14 protein-coding genes and 1 tRNA gene are annotated in these 16886 nt (G+C 63.2%); 3 read left to right on the forward strand and 12 right to left on the reverse strand.

The window, feature by feature from the left end; genetic code table 11:
• Window positions 1-118 precede the first annotated feature (118 nt).
• The 6 genes from AC3EMP_RS07370 to AC3EMP_RS07395 form a co-directional block, all read right to left on the reverse strand.
• A complete protein-coding gene (locus tag AC3EMP_RS07370) occupies window positions 119-1915 on the reverse strand; it encodes an ABC transporter ATP-binding protein (RefSeq protein WP_027049321.1) in 1797 nt (598 codons plus the stop codon).
• Entirely contained in the window at window positions 1915-2961 is a 1047-nt protein-coding gene (locus AC3EMP_RS07375; protein WP_352710338.1) for a glycosyltransferase family 2 protein, read from the reverse strand. Before AC3EMP_RS07375 ends, AC3EMP_RS07370 begins: the two co-directional genes overlap by 1 nt.
• A complete protein-coding gene (locus AC3EMP_RS07380) occupies window positions 2958-4070 on the reverse strand; it encodes a glycosyltransferase family 2 protein (protein ID WP_023669498.1) in 1113 nt (370 codons plus the stop codon). The genes AC3EMP_RS07375 and AC3EMP_RS07380 overlap by 4 nt, the downstream gene beginning before the upstream one ends.
• Entirely contained in the window at window positions 4067-5248 is a 1182-nt protein-coding gene (locus tag AC3EMP_RS07385; RefSeq protein WP_023708195.1) for an acyltransferase family protein, read from the reverse strand. The genes AC3EMP_RS07380 and AC3EMP_RS07385 overlap by 4 nt, the downstream gene beginning before the upstream one ends.
• Window positions 5248-5436: a hypothetical protein gene (locus AC3EMP_RS07390; RefSeq protein WP_023682045.1), complete on the reverse strand. Its 189-nt coding sequence runs from the start codon at window positions 5434-5436 to the stop codon at window positions 5248-5250. The genes AC3EMP_RS07385 and AC3EMP_RS07390 overlap by 1 nt, the downstream gene beginning before the upstream one ends.
• Before the next feature lie 492 nt (window positions 5437-5928).
• Window positions 5929-6004 (reverse strand) — tRNA-Thr (locus AC3EMP_RS07395).
• A gap of 352 nt (window positions 6005-6356) precedes the next feature.
• Between AC3EMP_RS07395 and AC3EMP_RS07400 the strand changes: the two genes are divergently transcribed.
• Entirely contained in the window at window positions 6357-7598 is a 1242-nt protein-coding gene (locus AC3EMP_RS07400; protein WP_352710340.1) for a hypothetical protein, read from the forward strand.
• Window positions 7599-7605: 7 nt separating this feature from the next.
• On the opposite strand, the gene AC3EMP_RS07405 is transcribed toward AC3EMP_RS07400, so the two are convergent.
• Both AC3EMP_RS07405 and AC3EMP_RS07410 read right to left on the reverse strand, forming a co-directional pair.
• Window positions 7606-9204: a cisplatin damage response ATP-dependent DNA ligase gene (locus AC3EMP_RS07405; RefSeq protein ID WP_352710343.1), complete on the reverse strand. Its 1599-nt coding sequence runs from the start codon at window positions 9202-9204 to the stop codon at window positions 7606-7608.
• 223 nt (window positions 9205-9427) lie between these two features.
• Window positions 9428-10438: a ligase-associated DNA damage response exonuclease gene (locus AC3EMP_RS07410; protein ID WP_023712591.1), complete on the reverse strand. Its 1011-nt coding sequence runs from the start codon at window positions 10436-10438 to the stop codon at window positions 9428-9430.
• A gap of 105 nt (window positions 10439-10543) precedes the next feature.
• Here AC3EMP_RS07410 and AC3EMP_RS07415 point away from each other — a divergent pair, with 105 nt between their 5' ends.
• The gene (locus AC3EMP_RS07415) at window positions 10544-11476 is read left to right on the forward strand and encodes a methyltransferase domain-containing protein (protein WP_023682041.1); all 933 of its coding nucleotides are present in this window, start codon (window positions 10544-10546) and stop codon (window positions 11474-11476) included.
• Window positions 11477-11580: 104 nt separating this feature from the next.
• The gene (locus AC3EMP_RS07420; protein ID WP_023682040.1) at window positions 11581-11940 is read left to right on the forward strand and encodes a hypothetical protein; all 360 of its coding nucleotides are present in this window, start codon (window positions 11581-11583) and stop codon (window positions 11938-11940) included.
• A gap of 12 nt (window positions 11941-11952) precedes the next feature.
• On the opposite strand, the gene AC3EMP_RS07425 is transcribed toward AC3EMP_RS07420, so the two are convergent.
• Genes AC3EMP_RS07425 through AC3EMP_RS07440 form a run of 4 tightly spaced genes read right to left on the reverse strand, consistent with a single transcriptional unit; the run spans window position 11953 to window position 16775 of the window.
• Window positions 11953-12894, reverse strand: a complete 942-nt coding sequence (locus tag AC3EMP_RS07425; protein WP_023682039.1) for a 2-hydroxyacid dehydrogenase — start codon at window positions 12892-12894, stop codon at window positions 11953-11955.
• Between the two features lie 19 nt (window positions 12895-12913).
• On the reverse strand, window positions 12914-14542 hold the full coding sequence (locus AC3EMP_RS07430) for an ABC transporter ATP-binding protein (RefSeq protein WP_023682038.1): 1629 nt from the start codon (window positions 14540-14542) through the stop codon (window positions 12914-12916).
• Complete coding sequence (locus tag AC3EMP_RS07435; protein WP_023682037.1) at window positions 14539-15678, reverse strand: ABC transporter permease; 1140 nt, start codon at window positions 15676-15678, stop codon at window positions 14539-14541. The genes AC3EMP_RS07430 and AC3EMP_RS07435 overlap by 4 nt, the downstream gene beginning before the upstream one ends.
• On the reverse strand, window positions 15678-16775 hold the full coding sequence (locus AC3EMP_RS07440; protein WP_023669509.1) for a microcin C ABC transporter permease YejB: 1098 nt from the start codon (window positions 16773-16775) through the stop codon (window positions 15678-15680). Before AC3EMP_RS07440 ends, AC3EMP_RS07435 begins: the two co-directional genes overlap by 1 nt.
• Between the last annotated feature and the right edge of the window lie 111 nt (window positions 16776-16886).

Consider the following 16886-nt stretch of genomic DNA (forward strand, 5'->3'; position numbering starts at 1 on the left):
ACCGAGAATTGTTTTTGAACAATCGGAAATGCGTCGCGGCGGTGGTTTGCCGGCAGGATTGATCGCAATCTGCGAGCTGCCGGGCGCAAGCCGCGTCGCAGGTCGGGGGTGCGCCCCATCACTCACCCGCTCCGTGCTGGTAAAGCTCGTCCATGCTGAGCATTGCCAGGGTTGCGAAGGGGGCCTGTTTTTTCACCCGACCGCGGCTCAAGATCACCACGTCGTCGCAGAACGATATGGTGCTGTAATGATGACTGATGACAATGGTGGTGCGGCGGCCGGCCCGCGACTTCAGCGTCTCGACAATAGCGGCTTCTGACAACCCATCCACCGCACTGGTGGCTTCGTCGAGGATGAGAATATCGGGATCGCGCACCAGCGCCCGCGCCAGGGCGATCCTTTGCCTTTGTCCGGCTGACAGGTTGATGCCCCGGTATCCGACCAGCGTCGCGTAGCCCTGCGGCAGGTGCTCGATGAATTGATGTGCCTCGGCCAGCCTTGCGGCGCGCATGGCGTCGCTGGCCGACGCCGTGTCGTAGCCGTAGATAATGTTTTCAAAAATGGTGCCATCGACCAGTTCCAGCTCCTGACTGGCCAGGGCAATGTTCCGCCGCCACTGGCTTGGGTCGACTTCATCGAGCGGTGCCCCATCGACGAGGATCCTGCCGCTGTCGGGTTTGACGAAGCGGCACAGGAGATTGACGATCGTTGTCTTGCCGGCGCCCGAGCGGCCGATCAGCGCCGTCGAGCGGCCGCTGCGGATATCGAACACCGCCTTATGCAGCACCGCCTCGCGCGCGTCGGGGCCAGACAGGGGACCGGAATAGGCGAAGCTCACATCATCGAAGCTGATCCCTTGGCGCAAGCCGTCGAACGGCAGGCTGCCCTGCGGCGCCTCGGGCTTGTCGGAAGGATCGAGCAGCCATTGTACCTCCTCCAGCGAGCCGCTCATGCCTTGCAACTGACTCCAGGACATCTGCAAGGCCCGCATATGCGGCTGCAGTCGGTAGAGCAGGATGAGGAAGGCGACGGTCAGCGGGAAGCTTACATTCGCCAGCCAGGCTCCGATCACCACCGCCAGGAACAGCATCGCGTGCAATACCTCGGTCAGTGGCGGCAAGACGCCCTGGCGGATTGAAAGCACGAAAGCCGCCCGCCGCACCCCGTCGGACGCTTTGGCGAAGACCGCCTTTTCGCGGTTCTCCTGCCCGAAGATGCGAATTAGGCGCCCGGCATGCACCAGATGCAGCATCTGCGACGCCAGTGCGCTGTTGCGCGAGACGACGCTGCGGCTCGGCGCCTTCAGATTGGACGACAAAACCCCGTGCGCCAGCTGGACGAGCGCCAGCCCTAGCGTCACCAGCAGCGTCATCTGCCAAGAGAGGAGCAGGAGGAAGGCGAGCAGGATGACGGCGGCCGAGGCACTGACGATCGCGCCGAGCAGGGCCTGGATAGCGTCGGATGCTCGCCAGGATTCGTTGGAGATGATGTTGAGCAGCCGCCCGGGGCTTTGCTGCAGGAAAAAGGGGTAGCCGACCCTGAGCAACTGCTCCGACAGTGCGCTACGGATCGAATAACCTGCCTTGCCGTAGATGTAGCTGGTCAGCAGCGTGTTAGCGAAGGCAAAGACATTTTTCAGTACGATCGAACCGAGGATCGCGGCCGAAATGGCGATCAGCCGCTGGCGCTCGCCGAGGTCCGCTCCAACCTGCTGGAGGAGGGCGGAGAAACCGGCCATGCCTGATGTTTCGCCACGTCCCATAATGATGCCAAGCAGCGGAATGATGAGACCGATGCCGAGGCCTTCCAGCGCGGCGCCCGCAAGCCCGAGCCCCACCACGACGGGAACGAGCCGCAACAGCCTGCCACCAAGCGCGCGGCGCAGCATTGGCAGGGCTGACGGAATCAGTGACATTATCGCGCTCTGGCCTCCGCATTGGCTTCGCTGGCTTGTCGGTCGTGGCGCAACGGCAGCCGTTTTGGCCATCCCATCATGACGAGCAGCGCAAATCTGGCGGCACCTGCCAGATTCATAACGACAATAGGCCAGTGCGACAGATCGAGGTCGCGGTCAAAGCGAGGACGGCCCGCCAGTTCCCTGAACGCGGCCCGCGCAGACCAATAGACATGGCGAAGCAGCCAAGGGGCGTGGCGGACATGTTTCAGGCACAGCGCACCATTACCGAGGCTATAGTCGCGGTGCAGCCTGTCGATCGACTTGCGGTCTCGCCGGCCGTGATGATGCAAGACCGTCATGTCGGGCACGTACTCGACCGGCATGCCGAGCAGCATCGCCCGCACGAGATAATCAGTATCTTCAGCCGAGCGTAGCGGGCCGCCAGCGCCGAAGCGTTCGTCGAACGAGCCGATGCGGGCCGCGACGTCGCGGTGCATGGTCATGTTGCAGCCGAGCACGAAGCCGCCGGGGTGGACCGCCGGGGTCAGCCGCTCGCTTGCCTCGCAGAGCTTTATGGTGAAGGGCAGGTCCCGGGCATCACCGAGCTCGACCCGGCCGCCGCGGATCAGCCACTTCTCGCCACTCCGGTAGTGCCGCTCCAGGTCGCGGAGATAGTCGCGGTCGAGCTTGCAGTCGTCGTCGACGAAGACCAGCACGAGGCCTCGCGCTCGCGCCAATCCGGCATTGCGGGCAGCGGCTAGTCCGGGGCGAGTCTCCGAGACGGCTGTGACTGGGATGTCGGAAGTTTCGGCGATAGCGGCCAGCCGCTTTGACGTGCCGTCCCGTGAACCATTATCGACCACCACCAACTCTGCCGCGAAGGTGGCGTGCACCCGGCATGCGGCCTGGATCGAGGCTATGCAAGCCTCCAGCACAGCGGCGCGGTCGCGCGTGCAGACGATGAAACTGACCTCGAGCGACGGCCGCTCCGATCGGGGAGATGTCGGGACAGCCGCACTCGCAAACTGGTGATCGCGCAGGAGCGGGTGGGGCCTGTCGGTCATACCAGTCCCCGCTGATAACGCGCAAGCACCGCTTCGGCCGGCGTGGTTTTGAAGAAGTAGGCCACCGCGTCCGCCCGCTTTCCGGCCCTTATCGAGAGCAGGCTGAGCCAAGGCGCCCAGACGCCGGGACGCAGCGCATATTGTTCGCGGCGCCGGATGAAATTCCATCTCGCCGTCCGCGTGAGCAATTCGTGGGTCAGCGGCGGTTCTCCTTCGTCGCCGACGAGTTGGTAGAGGAAATAGAACAGGTTCAGCGCGCCTGCCTCGAAGCTTGGCCGTGTGTCGGTCGGCAGCTCCGAAATCCGCTCTTCGAGCGCACGGATGAAATCGGCTGCGCGCGAAACCGTGTCGAAAGAGACGGCCTCGCCGATGTCGCGCAGATCCGCTGTGGTTTCCGCAAGCCCCTCACGCTCGAGATTTTCGGCCACGATCCGCAAATGCGTCCTGCGCATTTCCTTGGCATGCCGCATGGTCACGCTTCCCGCATGGATGCGATAGACGAGCAGGCTATCGGGCAATATGGTCGCCGGGAAACGGCCGGCAAGCCGTCTGAAGAGATCAAAATCCTCGGCATGTCTATATTTGGGATCGTAATAGAGATCGTTGTTCCCAATGACATTCCTGTTGTAGATCACCGTCGGATGTAAGAATATCGTAAAGAACATCGACAATATGTCGAGCCGGCCGAGCCGGAACACCGGGTCTAGCCTGCCTTTGGCGATACGGCCGTGAAGCAAGGTATCGACGCAGGCGCCGCAGAAGCCGAGATCGGGCCGCCGCTCGAACAGTGCGACCTGGCGCGAGAGGCGCCGGGGATAGGCGACATCGTCCGCATCCATTCGCGCAACAAGCTCGCCCTGGGCCAGCCGTAGCCCTTCATTGAGGGTGGCGACGAGGCCGCGGTTCTCACGCGAGATGACAGAAACGCGATTGTCTGCCCGGCGGTATCGTTCGAGAATCTCGAGCGAGTTGTCAGTCGATCCGTCATCGATAGCGATGACCTCCAGGCGATCGTAGTCTTGCCGCAGAATGCTCTCCAGCGCAGCGGTGAGATAAGGCCCGGCATTGTAGACCGGCAGCAGGACGGAGACGAGCGGCGCGGTGGTCATCTCTGCGCATCCGTTCGCCGGAGTTCGAGTGCGGCGCGGCCATCGGGGGATCCGCCGGGATAGGCGTCCGCCGCCCTGCCGAGCCAGCCGGCATCGCCAGCGCGTGCCTGGGAGCGGCGGCGCGCTACATAGGGGAAGCGGCGCTTGAGGCCGTTGAGCGGCTTTTCGAAAGCCGTCCACGAAATCGAAGCGACGGCGATCGTGGCGGCGCTCGCGACCAGGAAACGCCCTGGCCCCTGCTCCGAGACATTGAGCGGGATCCAGGGCTGTGACTTGACGGCGAGCGACAGAAGGATCGGATGGTAAAGATAGACGCCGTAGCTTATGCGGCCCAGTGACAGCAGCGGTGGCAGTTCGAAAACCCTGCCGAGGACGCCGCCAAGGCCGGCTGAACAGGCGGCGACAACGGCCACCAGCGGCACCAGGGGCAGGATCTGCAGCAACGCCCAGCGGGCCCATTCCAGCATAGGATCGACCGGCGCAGGGATAAGCCACTCAATCGCCAGGAAGACAGCCGCGAGGGCTGGCCAGCCTAGCCGCATCCATTGCGGCAGGCCGGCGCCTCTGGTCCGCCGGCAGGCAAGCAAAGCACCGAACGCCAGCGCATCCATCGATGCTGGCGGCAGCAGGTCGCGCGCTAGCGCCGGGGTGGCGGTGATCGGCCAGTAGAAGCGATAGGCCAGCGACAACAGGATGACGCCGATAGTGATCGCTTCCACCCGCCGGCGGGGTGCGAGAAGCACGACCAGCGGCCAGGCGATATAGAACTGCTCCTCGATGCTCAGGCTCCAGAAATGGCAGAGTAGCCAGGGCGTCCATTCGTTGCGCAGCGCGTACCAAAAATTCGACAGGTAAAGCGCATGCCAGACGAGCGATCCACTGGACTGCTCCAGATCGGTCAGCCAGACGAACCCAAGCACGGCGAAATAGGGCGGGAATATGCGCAGCGCGCGCCTGATGTAGAAGGAACTCAATGCAGGGCCGGCTTTGAATTCGGCCGCGGCGCGCGCTTCGAGCAGCAGTCGTGTGATCAGGAAGCCGCTCAGCACAAAAAAAAGCCGCACCCCGATGTGGCCCCAAAAGGAGGACCCGTTGGGTGCAAGGAAATGGGAATAGAGAACCATCGTGACAGCGATGGCGCGCACAGCGTCCAACTGATTGTCACGCGCGACCGCCATCAGCCATTTCCGCCGGTCTGAAATCTCCGATGAAGCCAGCGGCCCTGCATTCCGGGCCTCAGGTCGAGGCCTGCCAGCGTCGAGAGTGCGCCGACAACATCAAACCCGCGCCTTGTGCGCGGGGCAGCCTCGAAATCGGTGCTGGCCAGCGAAAAATTCAAGCTGATCAACTTGGCGGAATCCTCCACGGCGCACTTCCCGGTACCAAATCCCCCAAGAAATGGTGCAACCGGGCAATGGTGCAGTGCAACACAAAATATCTATCGAGCTGTAATATTTGTGTGAGTTAGTGCTAAAAATGGGTATGATTTGCGAGTGCGTTGCGTCGCTGAGGGTTTTTCACGTCCGCAATGCTGTATGAGCAGTAGTACGATGTCAGAAAAGGCACGGTTTAATTACACAACAATAATCCGGAGTGTCTGATATAGGCCAAAATTGACGAAGATTATTCTAAGATAGTGGTTTTGTATCTTATAAATTATGCTTGTATTGTCGGGTTCTCTAGGCTGTCATTCTTGCGCGATGCAGCATAGTCGATGGTCAAGCGTCTGACGACGCAATCCTGTGGCGGCGGCCATATGGCGCATGTCGACGAGGCAGACAGGAAGTGCCGGTGTTGGCGTAGGGAGTGACGTGCATTAGCCTTGCACCTGCCGTCACGCTTGCGTCGGATGGAGAACTGGTGCCGCTTAGGTGACTCGAACACCTGACCCCATCATTACGAATGATGTGCTCTACCAACTGAGCTAAAGCGGCCCGGGAAGCGCGAGGTTCCAGGATCGGCTGGGTGATAGACTCAACCGGCCGCTAATTCAAGATGGGCAACCGCGATTTCGAGCCGGCATCCGGCAATTCGTCCCGGCATTTTCCATTGGCGCGCAATGAGCCACCGCCTCATTTGCTTTTTCGGCTACGCGGAGACGTCGCGGTGGACTGCGCACAAACTGCCCGGCAAGGCGGCAAAACCGACTGATTTTATTGCCAAAACGCATCGAAATGGGCCTTGAACAGGCCTGTAAGGCAGAATGCGGGCGCTCGCCCGTTGATTGATTGGTCTCCTGCGGCTAACGATCATGGCAATGTAAGCGAACGGACAGGGGAAATTCGCTTGGACGCGATCGAAAAAGCGATCCGCAACGCCTTCGAGAAAGGCAACGCCGAGGACCGGGCATTTCGCGAGAGGGTCTATCGGTCGGCTTTCGCGGCGCTCGACCGCGTGCTCCAGGCCAATCCCGGCGTGACGGTGGAAGCCGCCATCAAGCGCCGCAAGGCGGTCCAGGAAAAGATCGCCGAGATCGAATCCGAATTCCTGCCCGCGGTCCCCGATGTCGCCGCGCCGACGCAGAGCGCCGCGCCGACGCAGAGCGCTGCGCAGACACAAGATACCGCGCTGACGCAACGCGTTGCGCAGCCGCAAGACGCCGTACAGGGCGCCGCCGAAGCGCCCGCGGTCGATGCCCCGACAGGTGTCGCGGCCGGACCGTCGCCTGCGATCGTCGTTGATGAACCGGTTCAGCCCGAGGCATCCGACGCGCCGCGTTCGCGCGTGCTGCCGGTCGTCCCCGACATCATGCCTGACGCCACGCTGCCCGGCGCCCCGGCGATCGATATGGCCGATTCCGCGCCGGCCGAGGCCGCGGCGGAAGTGGCGCCTGACCGTGATGAAAGGCGGATAAGGGGCCGCCGCCTGCCGCTGACGGCGATCTTCTTTGGCGTGACGTTGCTCGCCGCCGCCGGCATCGGCCTCTATTTCGCCGTGCAGACCGGGGTCTTCAAGACGCCGGCGCAGCTCGACACGGCGCCGCCCGAAGCGCCGCCGACCGTCGACGATGACGACTTCACGCCGCCTGCCGATACAACTGAGCCGCAGCAGCCTGGCGCGCCGCAGCAGCCTGGTGTCGCCGAACAGACGCGCGACTGGATCAACGTGTTTACACCCACCGATCCAACGCATGTGGCGACCCCGTCCGACGCCAAGGCCGATGTCGTGCAGGACGACACCGGCTCCTTCCTGCGCATCCGCTCCGGTGCTTCCGGCTCGGCCATCAGCTTCGATGTCGGGCAGGGCGTGCTGGAGAAGCTTGCCGGCAAACATGCCGTGTTCGACATCGTCGCCCGCGCCGAGGACGGCAAGGACACGCAGATCTCCGTCGACTGCAATTTCGGCGATCTCGGCGACTGCGGCCGCAAGCGCTATGCGGTCGGCCAGCAGCGTAACGAATATCTGTTCGACGTGAAATTCCCCGACAAGCCCCCGGGCGCGGCCGGCAGCATCGCCATCAACTCCGACTTCGACAAGCAGGGCAAGGCGGTCGACATCTACGAGATCCGCGTTTCGATCGAACCGTAAGCGCCGCCTAGCGATCAAGCAGCGCCTGCAGCGTCTCGATGCGGTCGGCTTCGGCGGTCGGCTTGTCCCAGCGCAGCCGTGAGATGCGGGGAAATCGCATCGCAACGCCGGATTTGTGGCGGGTCGAACGGTTGAGACCTTCGAACGCCACCTCCAGCACCAGGCCTTGGCTGCGGTCGGCGCGCACCGAGCGCACCGGGCCGAAACGCTCGACCGTATTGTCGCGGACAAATTTGTCGATCTGCTTCAACTCCTCGTCGGTGAAGCCGAAATAGGCCTTGCCGACCGGCACCAGTTCCTCCGCGCCTTCCGGCCCCGACCAGACGCCGAACGTATAGTCGGAATAAAAGCTCGACCGCTTGCCATGGCCGCGCTGCGCATACATCAGCACAGCATCGACCGTGTGCGGATCGCGCTTCCACTTGAACCACGGCCCTTTCGGCCGTCCCGCGAGATAGGGCGAATCCCAGCGCTTCAGCATCACGCCTTCGATGATCGGGTGCGGCGGCGCGCGGCGCAGTTCCTCCAGCGTTTGCCAATCCGGGAATTCGACGAATGGCGACAGATCGAAACGGTGCGGGTCCAGCGTTGTGATGAAGGCCTCAAGACGGGCCCGCCGCTCGCGGAAAGGTAGCGCGCGCAAATCTTCGCCGTTGATCTGCAGCGCATCGTAGCAGCGCATGAAGGCCGGGTATTGCTGCTGTATCTTCGGGGCCACGCTCTTGCGATTGAGCCGCTGTTGCAGGTCCGAAAACGTGCCGGTCGCCGCGGGCTCGCCGACCAGCAATTCGCCGTCGAGCGCGGCGGAAAAATTCATCGCCTGGGCGAGATCGGGGAATGCGCCGGACACATCGTCGCCGGTGCGCGAATAGAGCCGGCGCACGCCGCCCTCGCACACCGCCTGAACGCGGATGCCGTCCCATTTCCATTCCGCGGCATAGTCGGCCGGATCGAGCTTTTCGAGGTCGCCGTCGCCGACCGGGTTCGACAGCATCACCGGATTGAACAGGGCAAGTGCGGTCCGCTTCGGCTTCTCGGCCTTGCCTTCCAGCCACGCGAACAGCGAGATATAGGGCGGCGTCAGCCCGTGCCACAGCTCCTCGATCTCGGCGACATCGACCTTGCCGAAATCGGCCAGCGCCTGTTTGGCCAGCCGCGCCGAAACGCCGATGCGCAAGCCGCCGGTGACCAGCTTGATGATGGCAAAGCGCGCCGAAATGCCGGCGCTGTCGAGCAGCCCGGCCAGCACCTTGGGTCCGTCGGAGCGGCTCGCCGCCTGCAGCGTCGCCACGACGTCGCCAAGCGTCGGCTCCCGGTTGGGGATATGTCCCGGCGTTTGCGGCCAGACCAGCGACACGGTTTCAGCGAGGTCGCCGACATAGTCGTAGGAATAGCCGAACAGCACCGGATCCATGCGCTCGGTGACCAGCGTGCGCAGCATCGCCGGCTTGACCGCCGCAATGTTGAGGTCGCCGGTGATCGCCGCCAGCGCCAGCCCGCGGTCGGGGTCCTCGACGCTGCGGAAATAGTCGACGAGCAGCGTCAGCTTGCCATTGCGCGACGGCGTCAGCACCAAGCGGTCGAGGAGTTCGGCGAAACGGTTCATGCGTCGCCCCACGCCAATGGTGAAAACCGGCGCGAGGCACCCCCCTCTGGCCTGCCGGCCATCTCCCCCTCAAGGAGGAAGATCGGATGTCGCGCCGGCCTTGGCCAATCTCCGATATTGGCGGAGATGAGCCGGCATTGGAGCTGCCAATATGCCCCCTTGACGGGGAGATGTCCGGCAGGACAGAGGGGGGCGCAACGGGTCGCGGCGCTGGTGATCACCATCAATCGCCCTCGTCCTCATAGCCCACAAGGTGCAGTGGCCTGGCGGCGATGCCTTCCAGCTCGCACCAGCGCACCAGCGCTTCCTCGCGGCCATGCGTCACCCAGATTTCGCCGGCGCCCGTCTCCTTGACGGTGGCGGTCAGTTCGTCCCAGTCGGCGTGGTCGGAAATGATCAGCGGCAGTTCGACGCCGCCTTGCTTGGCGCGCTGGCGGATGCGCATCCAGCCCGAGGCGAAGCACGAGATCGGGTCGGGAAAGCGCCGCGCCCAGCGGTCGGCGAAGGCCGATGGAGGGCCGACAACGATGACCCCAGTGAAATCCTGCTTGCCGCCGCTGTCGACGGTTGCCGGCTCCAGCGTGCCGAGGTCGATGCCCTGGCTCTGGTAATATTCGCTGAGCTTGGCCAGCGCGCCGTGGATATAGATCGGCCTGTCATAACCGGCATCGCGCAGCAGCCGCATCACCCGCTGTGCCTTGCCCAGCGCATAGGCGCCGACCAGATGCGATCGCTCGGGAAACTGCGCCGCCGATTTGAGCAGCCGGGCGATCTCCTCCGTGTCGGGCGGATGGTGAAACACCGGCAGACCGAAGGTCGCCTCGGTGATGAAGACGTCGCATTGGACCGGTTCGAACGGTGCGCAGGTCGCGTCCTTCTGGCGCTTGTAGTCGCCGGAGGCGACGATGCGCCTGCCCTTGTGCTCGACCGCGATCTGCGCCGAGCCCAGCACATGGCCGGCCGGATGGAAGGTGACGCTGACATCGTTCAGCGCCATAGCTTCGCCAAGCACGGCCGCTTGCGTTGTCCCGGCAAAATCCTCGCCATAACGCAACCCCATAATGTCGAGCGTCTGCTGCGTCGCCAGCACCGAACGATGGCCGGATCGGGCATGGTCGGAATGGCCATGCGTGATCAACGCCCGGTTGACTGGCCGCACCGGGTCGATGAAGAAATCGCCGCATGGGCAATAAAGGCCTTCAGGCCGGGGATGGAGCAGGTCGCTGGCGCGCATCCAGTCAAGATAGTGGCTAATTCCAGCGCGGGAAGCCTGTTGCAAGAGACTGCTGACTCGGCCTACAGCCAGCCACCGGCCGCATCAGCCGGCGGGGCCATCGCCATGCAACCGCTGAAAATCTCGTCCGGCGACCTGACCGCCGACCGTCGCGCCGACTATGCCGAGATGCTTTTCGGGTCGGGCGAGCACGCGGCAGCGACGGAGCTGCTGCTCGGCGCGCTGGAACTGGCGCCGCAATGGGCGGCGGGCTGGTTCCGCCTGGGCGAGATGCAGGAGGCAACGGGGCTGCTCGACCTGGCGACGCAGGCCTGGGCGACGGTGCTGAAACTGGACCCGGCGGATCGCCTGGGTGCTGCGCTGAAGCTGCAGCTGATCGGCAAGGCGCCGGCTGCCGCAGCGCCACCCAGCGCCTTCGTCGAGACGCTGTTCGACCACTATGCCGAGACTTTCGAGGACTCGCTGGTCGACAAGCTCGGCTACCGGCTGCCGGAGTTTCTCGATCGCGCCATTCGCGCGGCAAGACCGGGCCGCTTTTCGCTGGCGCTCGATCTCGGTTGCGGCACCGGTCTGATGGGCGAGAAACTGCGGCCGGTCGCCGAACGGCTGGAGGGCTACGACATCTCCGCCGCCATGCTGAAAAAGGCCCGCGCCAAGGGCGTCTACGACCTGCTCGCCAAGGCCGATCTGCAGCATTTCGCCTATGCCGGGCCGAAAGCCGATCTGGTGGCGGCGGCCGACGTGTTCATCTATGTCGGCGCGCTCGATCGCGTGGTGAAGACCGTCGCCGGCATTCTGGCCACCAATGGCCTGTTTGCCTTTTCCGTCGAAACGCCAGCCAAGGGCGGGGCGGGCGGCGACGCCGGTTTTGCGCTGCAGCCGTCTCGTCGCTACGCCCATTCTCAAGCCTATGTCGAGCGGGTGCTTGCCGCAAACGGCCTGTCGGTGCTGTCGATGCAGCCGACCGTCATCCGCTGGGATCGCCGCCAGCCGGTCGGCGGGCTTGCCGCGCTGGCGGTGCCCTCGTCCAAGGGTTGATGTCTCGTCTTGTTCGAAAACGTGAATAGGATTTTTGCGGCTGGCGCGGCATCAGGTAGGATACAAGCCGAGAAAAGCCCTCGGCAGGCATTGAGGAGGAACACATGCGCTGGAACATGATGGTCTTGGTGTCTTGCCTGGCAATGACCGGCTGCATGGGCAGTTCGATGTCGGAGCGGCAGGACCAGGACGTGCAATCGTCGCTGCAATATGACAACGTGGCTTGCGACCAGTTGCTGGCGCAGCGCAACGAACTGGCGCAGCAATACCATCTGTCGACGGACGCCAAGCCGAGCTTCTCCAATCCGGCGATGGGCTTCGGCCCGTTCACGCCGGATATGCGCTCCAAAAGCAAGCGCGATACTGATCTGGCAAGTGGCAAGATCGACGCCATGAACCGCTCGATCGTCCGCCGCGACTGCGGCACGCCCAACAAGCAGAAGAAGTTCAGTCTGCCGAGCTGAACCTGGACTTCCTCAGTACCCCGCCTTGCGGTCGACCACGTTATCAAGCTTTTCGCCGCGCTCGAAGGCATCCATCTGCCGCAACATGCTCGGCGCCAGGTGGACAGGGTCGGAGGTCGCCGCCGCGTGCGGCGTCACGAACACTTTCGGGTGACTCCATAGCGGACTGGTCTTCGGCAGCGGCTCGACCTCGAACACGTCGAGGCTCGCCTCCTTCAGCGTGCCGTCGCCCAGCGCGCGCAATATGTCGGCGTCCTTCTGCAGCCGGCCGCGCCCGGCATTGATCAGCACCGAGCCGCCGAGGCCGTTGCGCTTGCGCAATTCCTTCAGCACGCCGTAATTGATGATGCCGTGCGTATCCGGCGTCAGCGGCAGCAGCACCACCAGTATGTCGGTGGCGTTGAGGAAGGGGATCAGCCCGGCCTCTCCGGCATAGGTCGCAACGCCTTTCATGGCCTTGTCGCTGCGCGACCAGCCATTGACGGCAAAGCCGAGCGACAACAGCACCGACGCCGCGGCGCGGCCGAGATTGCCGAGCCCCATAATGCCGACCGAGATGTCGCCGGCCGGCCGCTGCGGCGGTTCGTGCCAGGTCTTCTTCGGCTGCTGGGCACGATAGAGCATGCCCTGGCGATGATGGTCGAGCACCCGCCAGACGACATATTCGGTCATGTATTGGGTGAGGTTGTCGGCTACCACTTTGACGATCGGCACATCGGGCAGGCCGGGATCGGCGAAGATATGGTCGACGCCGGCGCCGATCGAGAAGATTGCGCGTAGATTGGGCAGCGATTTCAAGAGGTTCGGCTTCTGCTTCCACACCACCGCATAGGTGATCGACGGATCCGAAGCGCCGTCCGGCTCCAGCACCACTTCGCGCTCGGCCGACAGCAGCTCGCGCCAGCGCTGCGGATGAAAGCCGGTGACGGCAAGCAGGATTTTGCCTTTTTCCATTTGCGGATTGTATTCCCTGTTATTCGCTGACGATACCGACCGGCGCCGTCTCGATCTTGAACGCGGCCGAGATCAGCGCCTTCGTATAGTCGGTCTGCGGCCGCTCGAAAATCTGTTCGGAAGGGCCGGCTTCGACGATCTTGCCATTGCGCATGACGATGACGTCATTGGCAAGGGCGCGAATGACTTTCAGATCGTGGCTGATGAACAGATAGGCAAGGTCGTGCCTGGCCTGCAGATTGCGTAAGAGGTCGACCACTTGCGCCTGCACGCTCATGTCGAGCGCCGAGGTCGGTTCGTCCAGCATGACGAAGCGTGGATTGAGCACCATGGCGCGCGCAATGGCGACGCGCTGGCGCTGACCGCCGGAGAATTCATGCGGATAGCGGTTCCTGGTCGCCGGATCGAGCCCGACCTCCTTCAGCACGGCGACGACCTTGTCGTCGCGTTGGTCGGGCGACAGCTTCGGCTCGTGGATCTTCAAGCCTTCCTCGATGATCTCCGAGACCGACATGCGCGGGCTGAGCGACCCGAACGGGTCCTGGAAAACGATCTGCAACTCGCGGCGCAGCGGCCGCATGGCGTTGAAGGAAAGCTGGTTGATGTCGCTGCCATTGAACTGGATGGTGCCGGTCGATGAGATCATCCGCGCCAGCGCCAGGCCGAGCGTCGTCTTGCCGGAGCCGGATTCGCCGACGACGCCGAGCGTCTGGCCGGCGCGTACGGTGACGTCGATTCCGTCAACTGCCTTCACATTGTCGACGGTGGTGCGAAAGAAACCCTTCTTGATCGGGAACCAAACCTTGATGTCCTTGCCGGTCATCACAGGCTTGGCGGCGTCGTTGGCGGCCGGCGGCTTGCCTTTCGGCTCGGCGGCCAACAGGTGCTTGGTATAGGCGTGTTGCGGGTTGGCGAAGATGTCCCTGGTCGGCCCGGTCTCGACGATCTTGCCTTTGGTCATCACGCAGACGCGGTCGGCGATCTTTCTGACAATGCCGAGATCATGGGTGATGAACAGCATTGACATGCCCTTGCGGCTCTTCAGCCCCGCCAGCAATTCGAGGATCTGCGCCTGCACGGTGACGTCGAGCGCCGTCGTCGGTTCGTCGGCGATCAGCAGTTCCGGTTCGTTGGCCAGCGCCATGGCGATCATGACGCGCTGCCGCTGGCCGCCGGACAATTGGTGCGGATAGGCGTCGAGCCGCTTTTCCGGTTCGCGAATGCCGACCTCGTTGAGCAGCGCCAGCGTGCGCGCCTTGGCCTGGCGGTCGCCCATGCCCTGATGCAGCGCCAGGATCTCGACGATCTGCTGCTCGATCGTGTGCAGAGGATTGAGCGAGGTCATCGGCTCCTGGAAGATCATGGTGATCTTGTTGCCGCGCACGCTGCGCAACTGCTTTTCGTTCATCGCCAAAAGGTCGGCGCCCTGGAACAGGATCTTGCCCGAGGGATGGCTGGCCGTCGGGTAGGGCAGCAGCTTCAGAACCGACAGCGCCGAGACCGATTTGCCGGAACCGGATTCGCCCACAAGCGCCACCGTCTCGCCCTTGGCGAGATCGAAGGAGATGTGGTCGACGGCTATCGACTGGTTGCCGCCTTGCGTGAAGGCAACGCTGAGATCGCGGACCGAGAGCAGGGGCTCGCTCATCGGAACGCCTTGCGCGGATCGAACGCATCGCGCGTCGCCTCGCCGATGAACACCAGCAGCGACAGCATCAGCGAGATGACGATGAAGCCCGATATACCGAGCCAGGGGGCATTGAGGTTACTCTGCGCCTGTTTTAGCAGTTCACCGAGCGACGCGGTGCCGGGCGGCAGGCCGAAGCCGAGATAGTCGAGCGAGGTCAGTGTCGAGATCGAGGCGCTGACCAGGAAAGGCATGAAGGTCAGCGTCGCCACCATGGCATTAGGCAGAAGATGGCGCAGCATGATGGTGCGGTTGGACACACCAAGCGCGCGGGCCGCGTTGACATATTCGAAGTTGCGTGCGCGCAGGAATTCGGCGCGCACCACGCTGACAAGCGACGTCCAGGAGAACAGCAGCATCAGCCCGAGCAGGATGAAGAAGCCCGGCGGCAGGATGGCGGCGACGATCAGCAGCAGATACAGCAGCGGTATCGCCGACCAGATTTCTATGAAGCGTTGAAAGAGAAGGTCGGTCCAGCCGCCGAAATACCCTTGCAGCGCGCCGGCGGCGACGCCGATAACCGACGAACCCGCAGTCAGGATCAACCCGAACAGCACGGAAATCCTAAACCCGTAGATGATGCGCGCCAGCACGTCGCGCGCCTGGTCATCGGTACCCAGCCAGTTCCAGTTGCCGACAATGCAGTCAGGATCGGCAGCGCCTTGCGGATATTGGCTGCATCGCCTCTGCGCGTCGTATTCCCATGACGGTTTTGCGGGAGCGGCGTCGGGGATCGCATTGTTGACGGTGCGGTAGGAATAGCGGATTGGCGGCCAGATCATCCAGCCATTGGCGTTGATCTCGTCGCGGATGACCGGGTCGCGATAGTCGGTGACGGCGTAGAAGCCGCCGAATTTTTCCTCGGGGTAGGCGACCGCCACCGGGAACAGGATCTCGCCTTTGTAGTAGGCGACGATCGGCCTGTCGTTGGCGATCAGTTCGGCAAACAGCGACAGCACGAACAGAGCGAGGAATATCCACAACGACCAGTAGCCGCGCCGGTTGGCCTTGAAGTTCTGCCAGCGCCGCTTGTTGAGCGGCGACAGCCAGGGGCGGGCGATCCTTGTCGGTGTGATCTCGGCTGCAGCCTGCGTCATCAGACGTCTCTCCGCTCGAAATCGATGCGCGGATCGACCCATGTGTAGATCAGGTCGGACAACAGCGTCACGAACAAACCAAGCAGCGAAAATATATAGAGGTTGGCGAACACGACCGGATAGTCGCGCGCCAACACGGACCTGAAACCGAGCAGCCCGAGACCGTCGAGGGAAAAGATGTTCTCGATCAAAAGCGAGCCGGTGAAGAAGGCCGAGATGAAGGCCGCTGGAAAGCCGGCAATGACGATCAGCATTGCGTTGCGGAACACATGTCCGTAAAGCACCCGCCGCTCCGACAGGCCCTTGGCACGGGCCGTCACCACATACTGTTTGCGTATCTCTTCCAGGAAGGAGTTCTTGGTCAGCAGCGTCGTCGTCGCGAAGGCCGACAGCACCAGCGCCGTCAGCGGCAAGGTCATGTGCCAGAAATAATCGACGATCTTGTCGGGCCACGACAATTGGTCCCAATTGTCGGAGACGATGCCGCGCAGTGGGAACCAGTCCCAGAAGGAGCCGCCCGCGAACAGCACCATCAGCAATATGCCGAACAGGAAGGCCGGTATGGCATAGCCGACGATGATCACGCCGCTGGTCCAGACGTCGAAGGCGGAGCCGTCCTTGACCGCTTTGCGGATGCCAAGGGGGATCGAGATCAGATAGGACAACAGCGTGATCCACAGCCCAAGCGAGATCGACACCGGCATCTTCTCCAGGATCAGGTCAAGAACCGAGATGTCACGGAAATAGCTGTCGCCGAAATCGAAGCGGGCATAGTTCCACAGCATCATGCCGAAGCGTTCGAGCGGTGGTTTGTCGAAGCCGAATTGCTTTTCCAGCTTCTTGATGAATTCCGGATCGAGCCCTTGCGCGCCGCGATACTTCGAGCCGACGTCACCGGCCACATCGAAATTGCCGCCGCCTCCTGCATCGCCGCCGCCGCTGCCGAGGCGGTCGCTGCCGCCCTGGTTGGTCAGGCTGGCGATGACCTGCTCGACCGGTCCACCCGGTGCGAATTGAGTGACGACGAAAGCAACCGCCATGATGCCGAACAGGGTCGGTATCATCAGCAGGATACGGCGCAGTATGTAGGCGCCCATCAGCTTTCACCCTCCCCCTTGTGGGGAGGGTCGATCCGCGAAGCGGAGCGGGGTGGGGGTAGTCTCGATCCGGCGTACGCCGTCACACCCCCACCCCGGTTCGCCATTCGC

Source organism: Mesorhizobium sp. P160219 (assembly GCF_057786095.1).

Bases quoted from the DNA above. Each gene is read 5' to 3' on its own strand.
- AC3EMP_RS07370 (WP_027049321.1), bottom strand. From the start codon at position 1,915: ATGTCACTGATTCCGTCAGCCCTGCCAATGCTGCGCCGCGCGCTTGGT.
- AC3EMP_RS07375 (WP_352710338.1), bottom strand. From the start codon at position 2,961: ATGACCGACAGGCCCCACCCGCTCCTGCGCGATCACCAGTTTGCGAGT.
- AC3EMP_RS07380 (WP_023669498.1), bottom strand. From the start codon at position 4,070: ATGACCACCGCGCCGCTCGTCTCCGTCCTGCTGCCGGTCTACAATGCC.
- AC3EMP_RS07385 (WP_023708195.1), bottom strand. From the start codon at position 5,248: ATGGCGGTCGCGCGTGACAATCAGTTGGACGCTGTGCGCGCCATCGCT.
- AC3EMP_RS07405 (WP_352710343.1), bottom strand. From the start codon at position 9,204: ATGAACCGTTTCGCCGAACTCCTCGACCGCTTGGTGCTGACGCCGTCG.
- AC3EMP_RS07410 (WP_023712591.1), bottom strand. From the start codon at position 10,438: ATGCGCGCCAGCGACCTGCTCCATCCCCGGCCTGAAGGCCTTTATTGC.
- AC3EMP_RS07415 (WP_023682041.1), top strand. From the start codon at position 10,544: ATGCAACCGCTGAAAATCTCGTCCGGCGACCTGACCGCCGACCGTCGC.
- AC3EMP_RS07420 (WP_023682040.1), top strand. From the start codon at position 11,581: ATGCGCTGGAACATGATGGTCTTGGTGTCTTGCCTGGCAATGACCGGC.
- AC3EMP_RS07425 (WP_023682039.1), bottom strand. From the start codon at position 12,894: ATGGAAAAAGGCAAAATCCTGCTTGCCGTCACCGGCTTTCATCCGCAG.
- AC3EMP_RS07430 (WP_023682038.1), bottom strand. From the start codon at position 14,542: ATGAGCGAGCCCCTGCTCTCGGTCCGCGATCTCAGCGTTGCCTTCACG.
- AC3EMP_RS07435 (WP_023682037.1), bottom strand. From the start codon at position 15,678: ATGACGCAGGCTGCAGCCGAGATCACACCGACAAGGATCGCCCGCCCC.
- AC3EMP_RS07440 (WP_023669509.1), bottom strand. From the start codon at position 16,775: ATGGGCGCCTACATACTGCGCCGTATCCTGCTGATGATACCGACCCTG.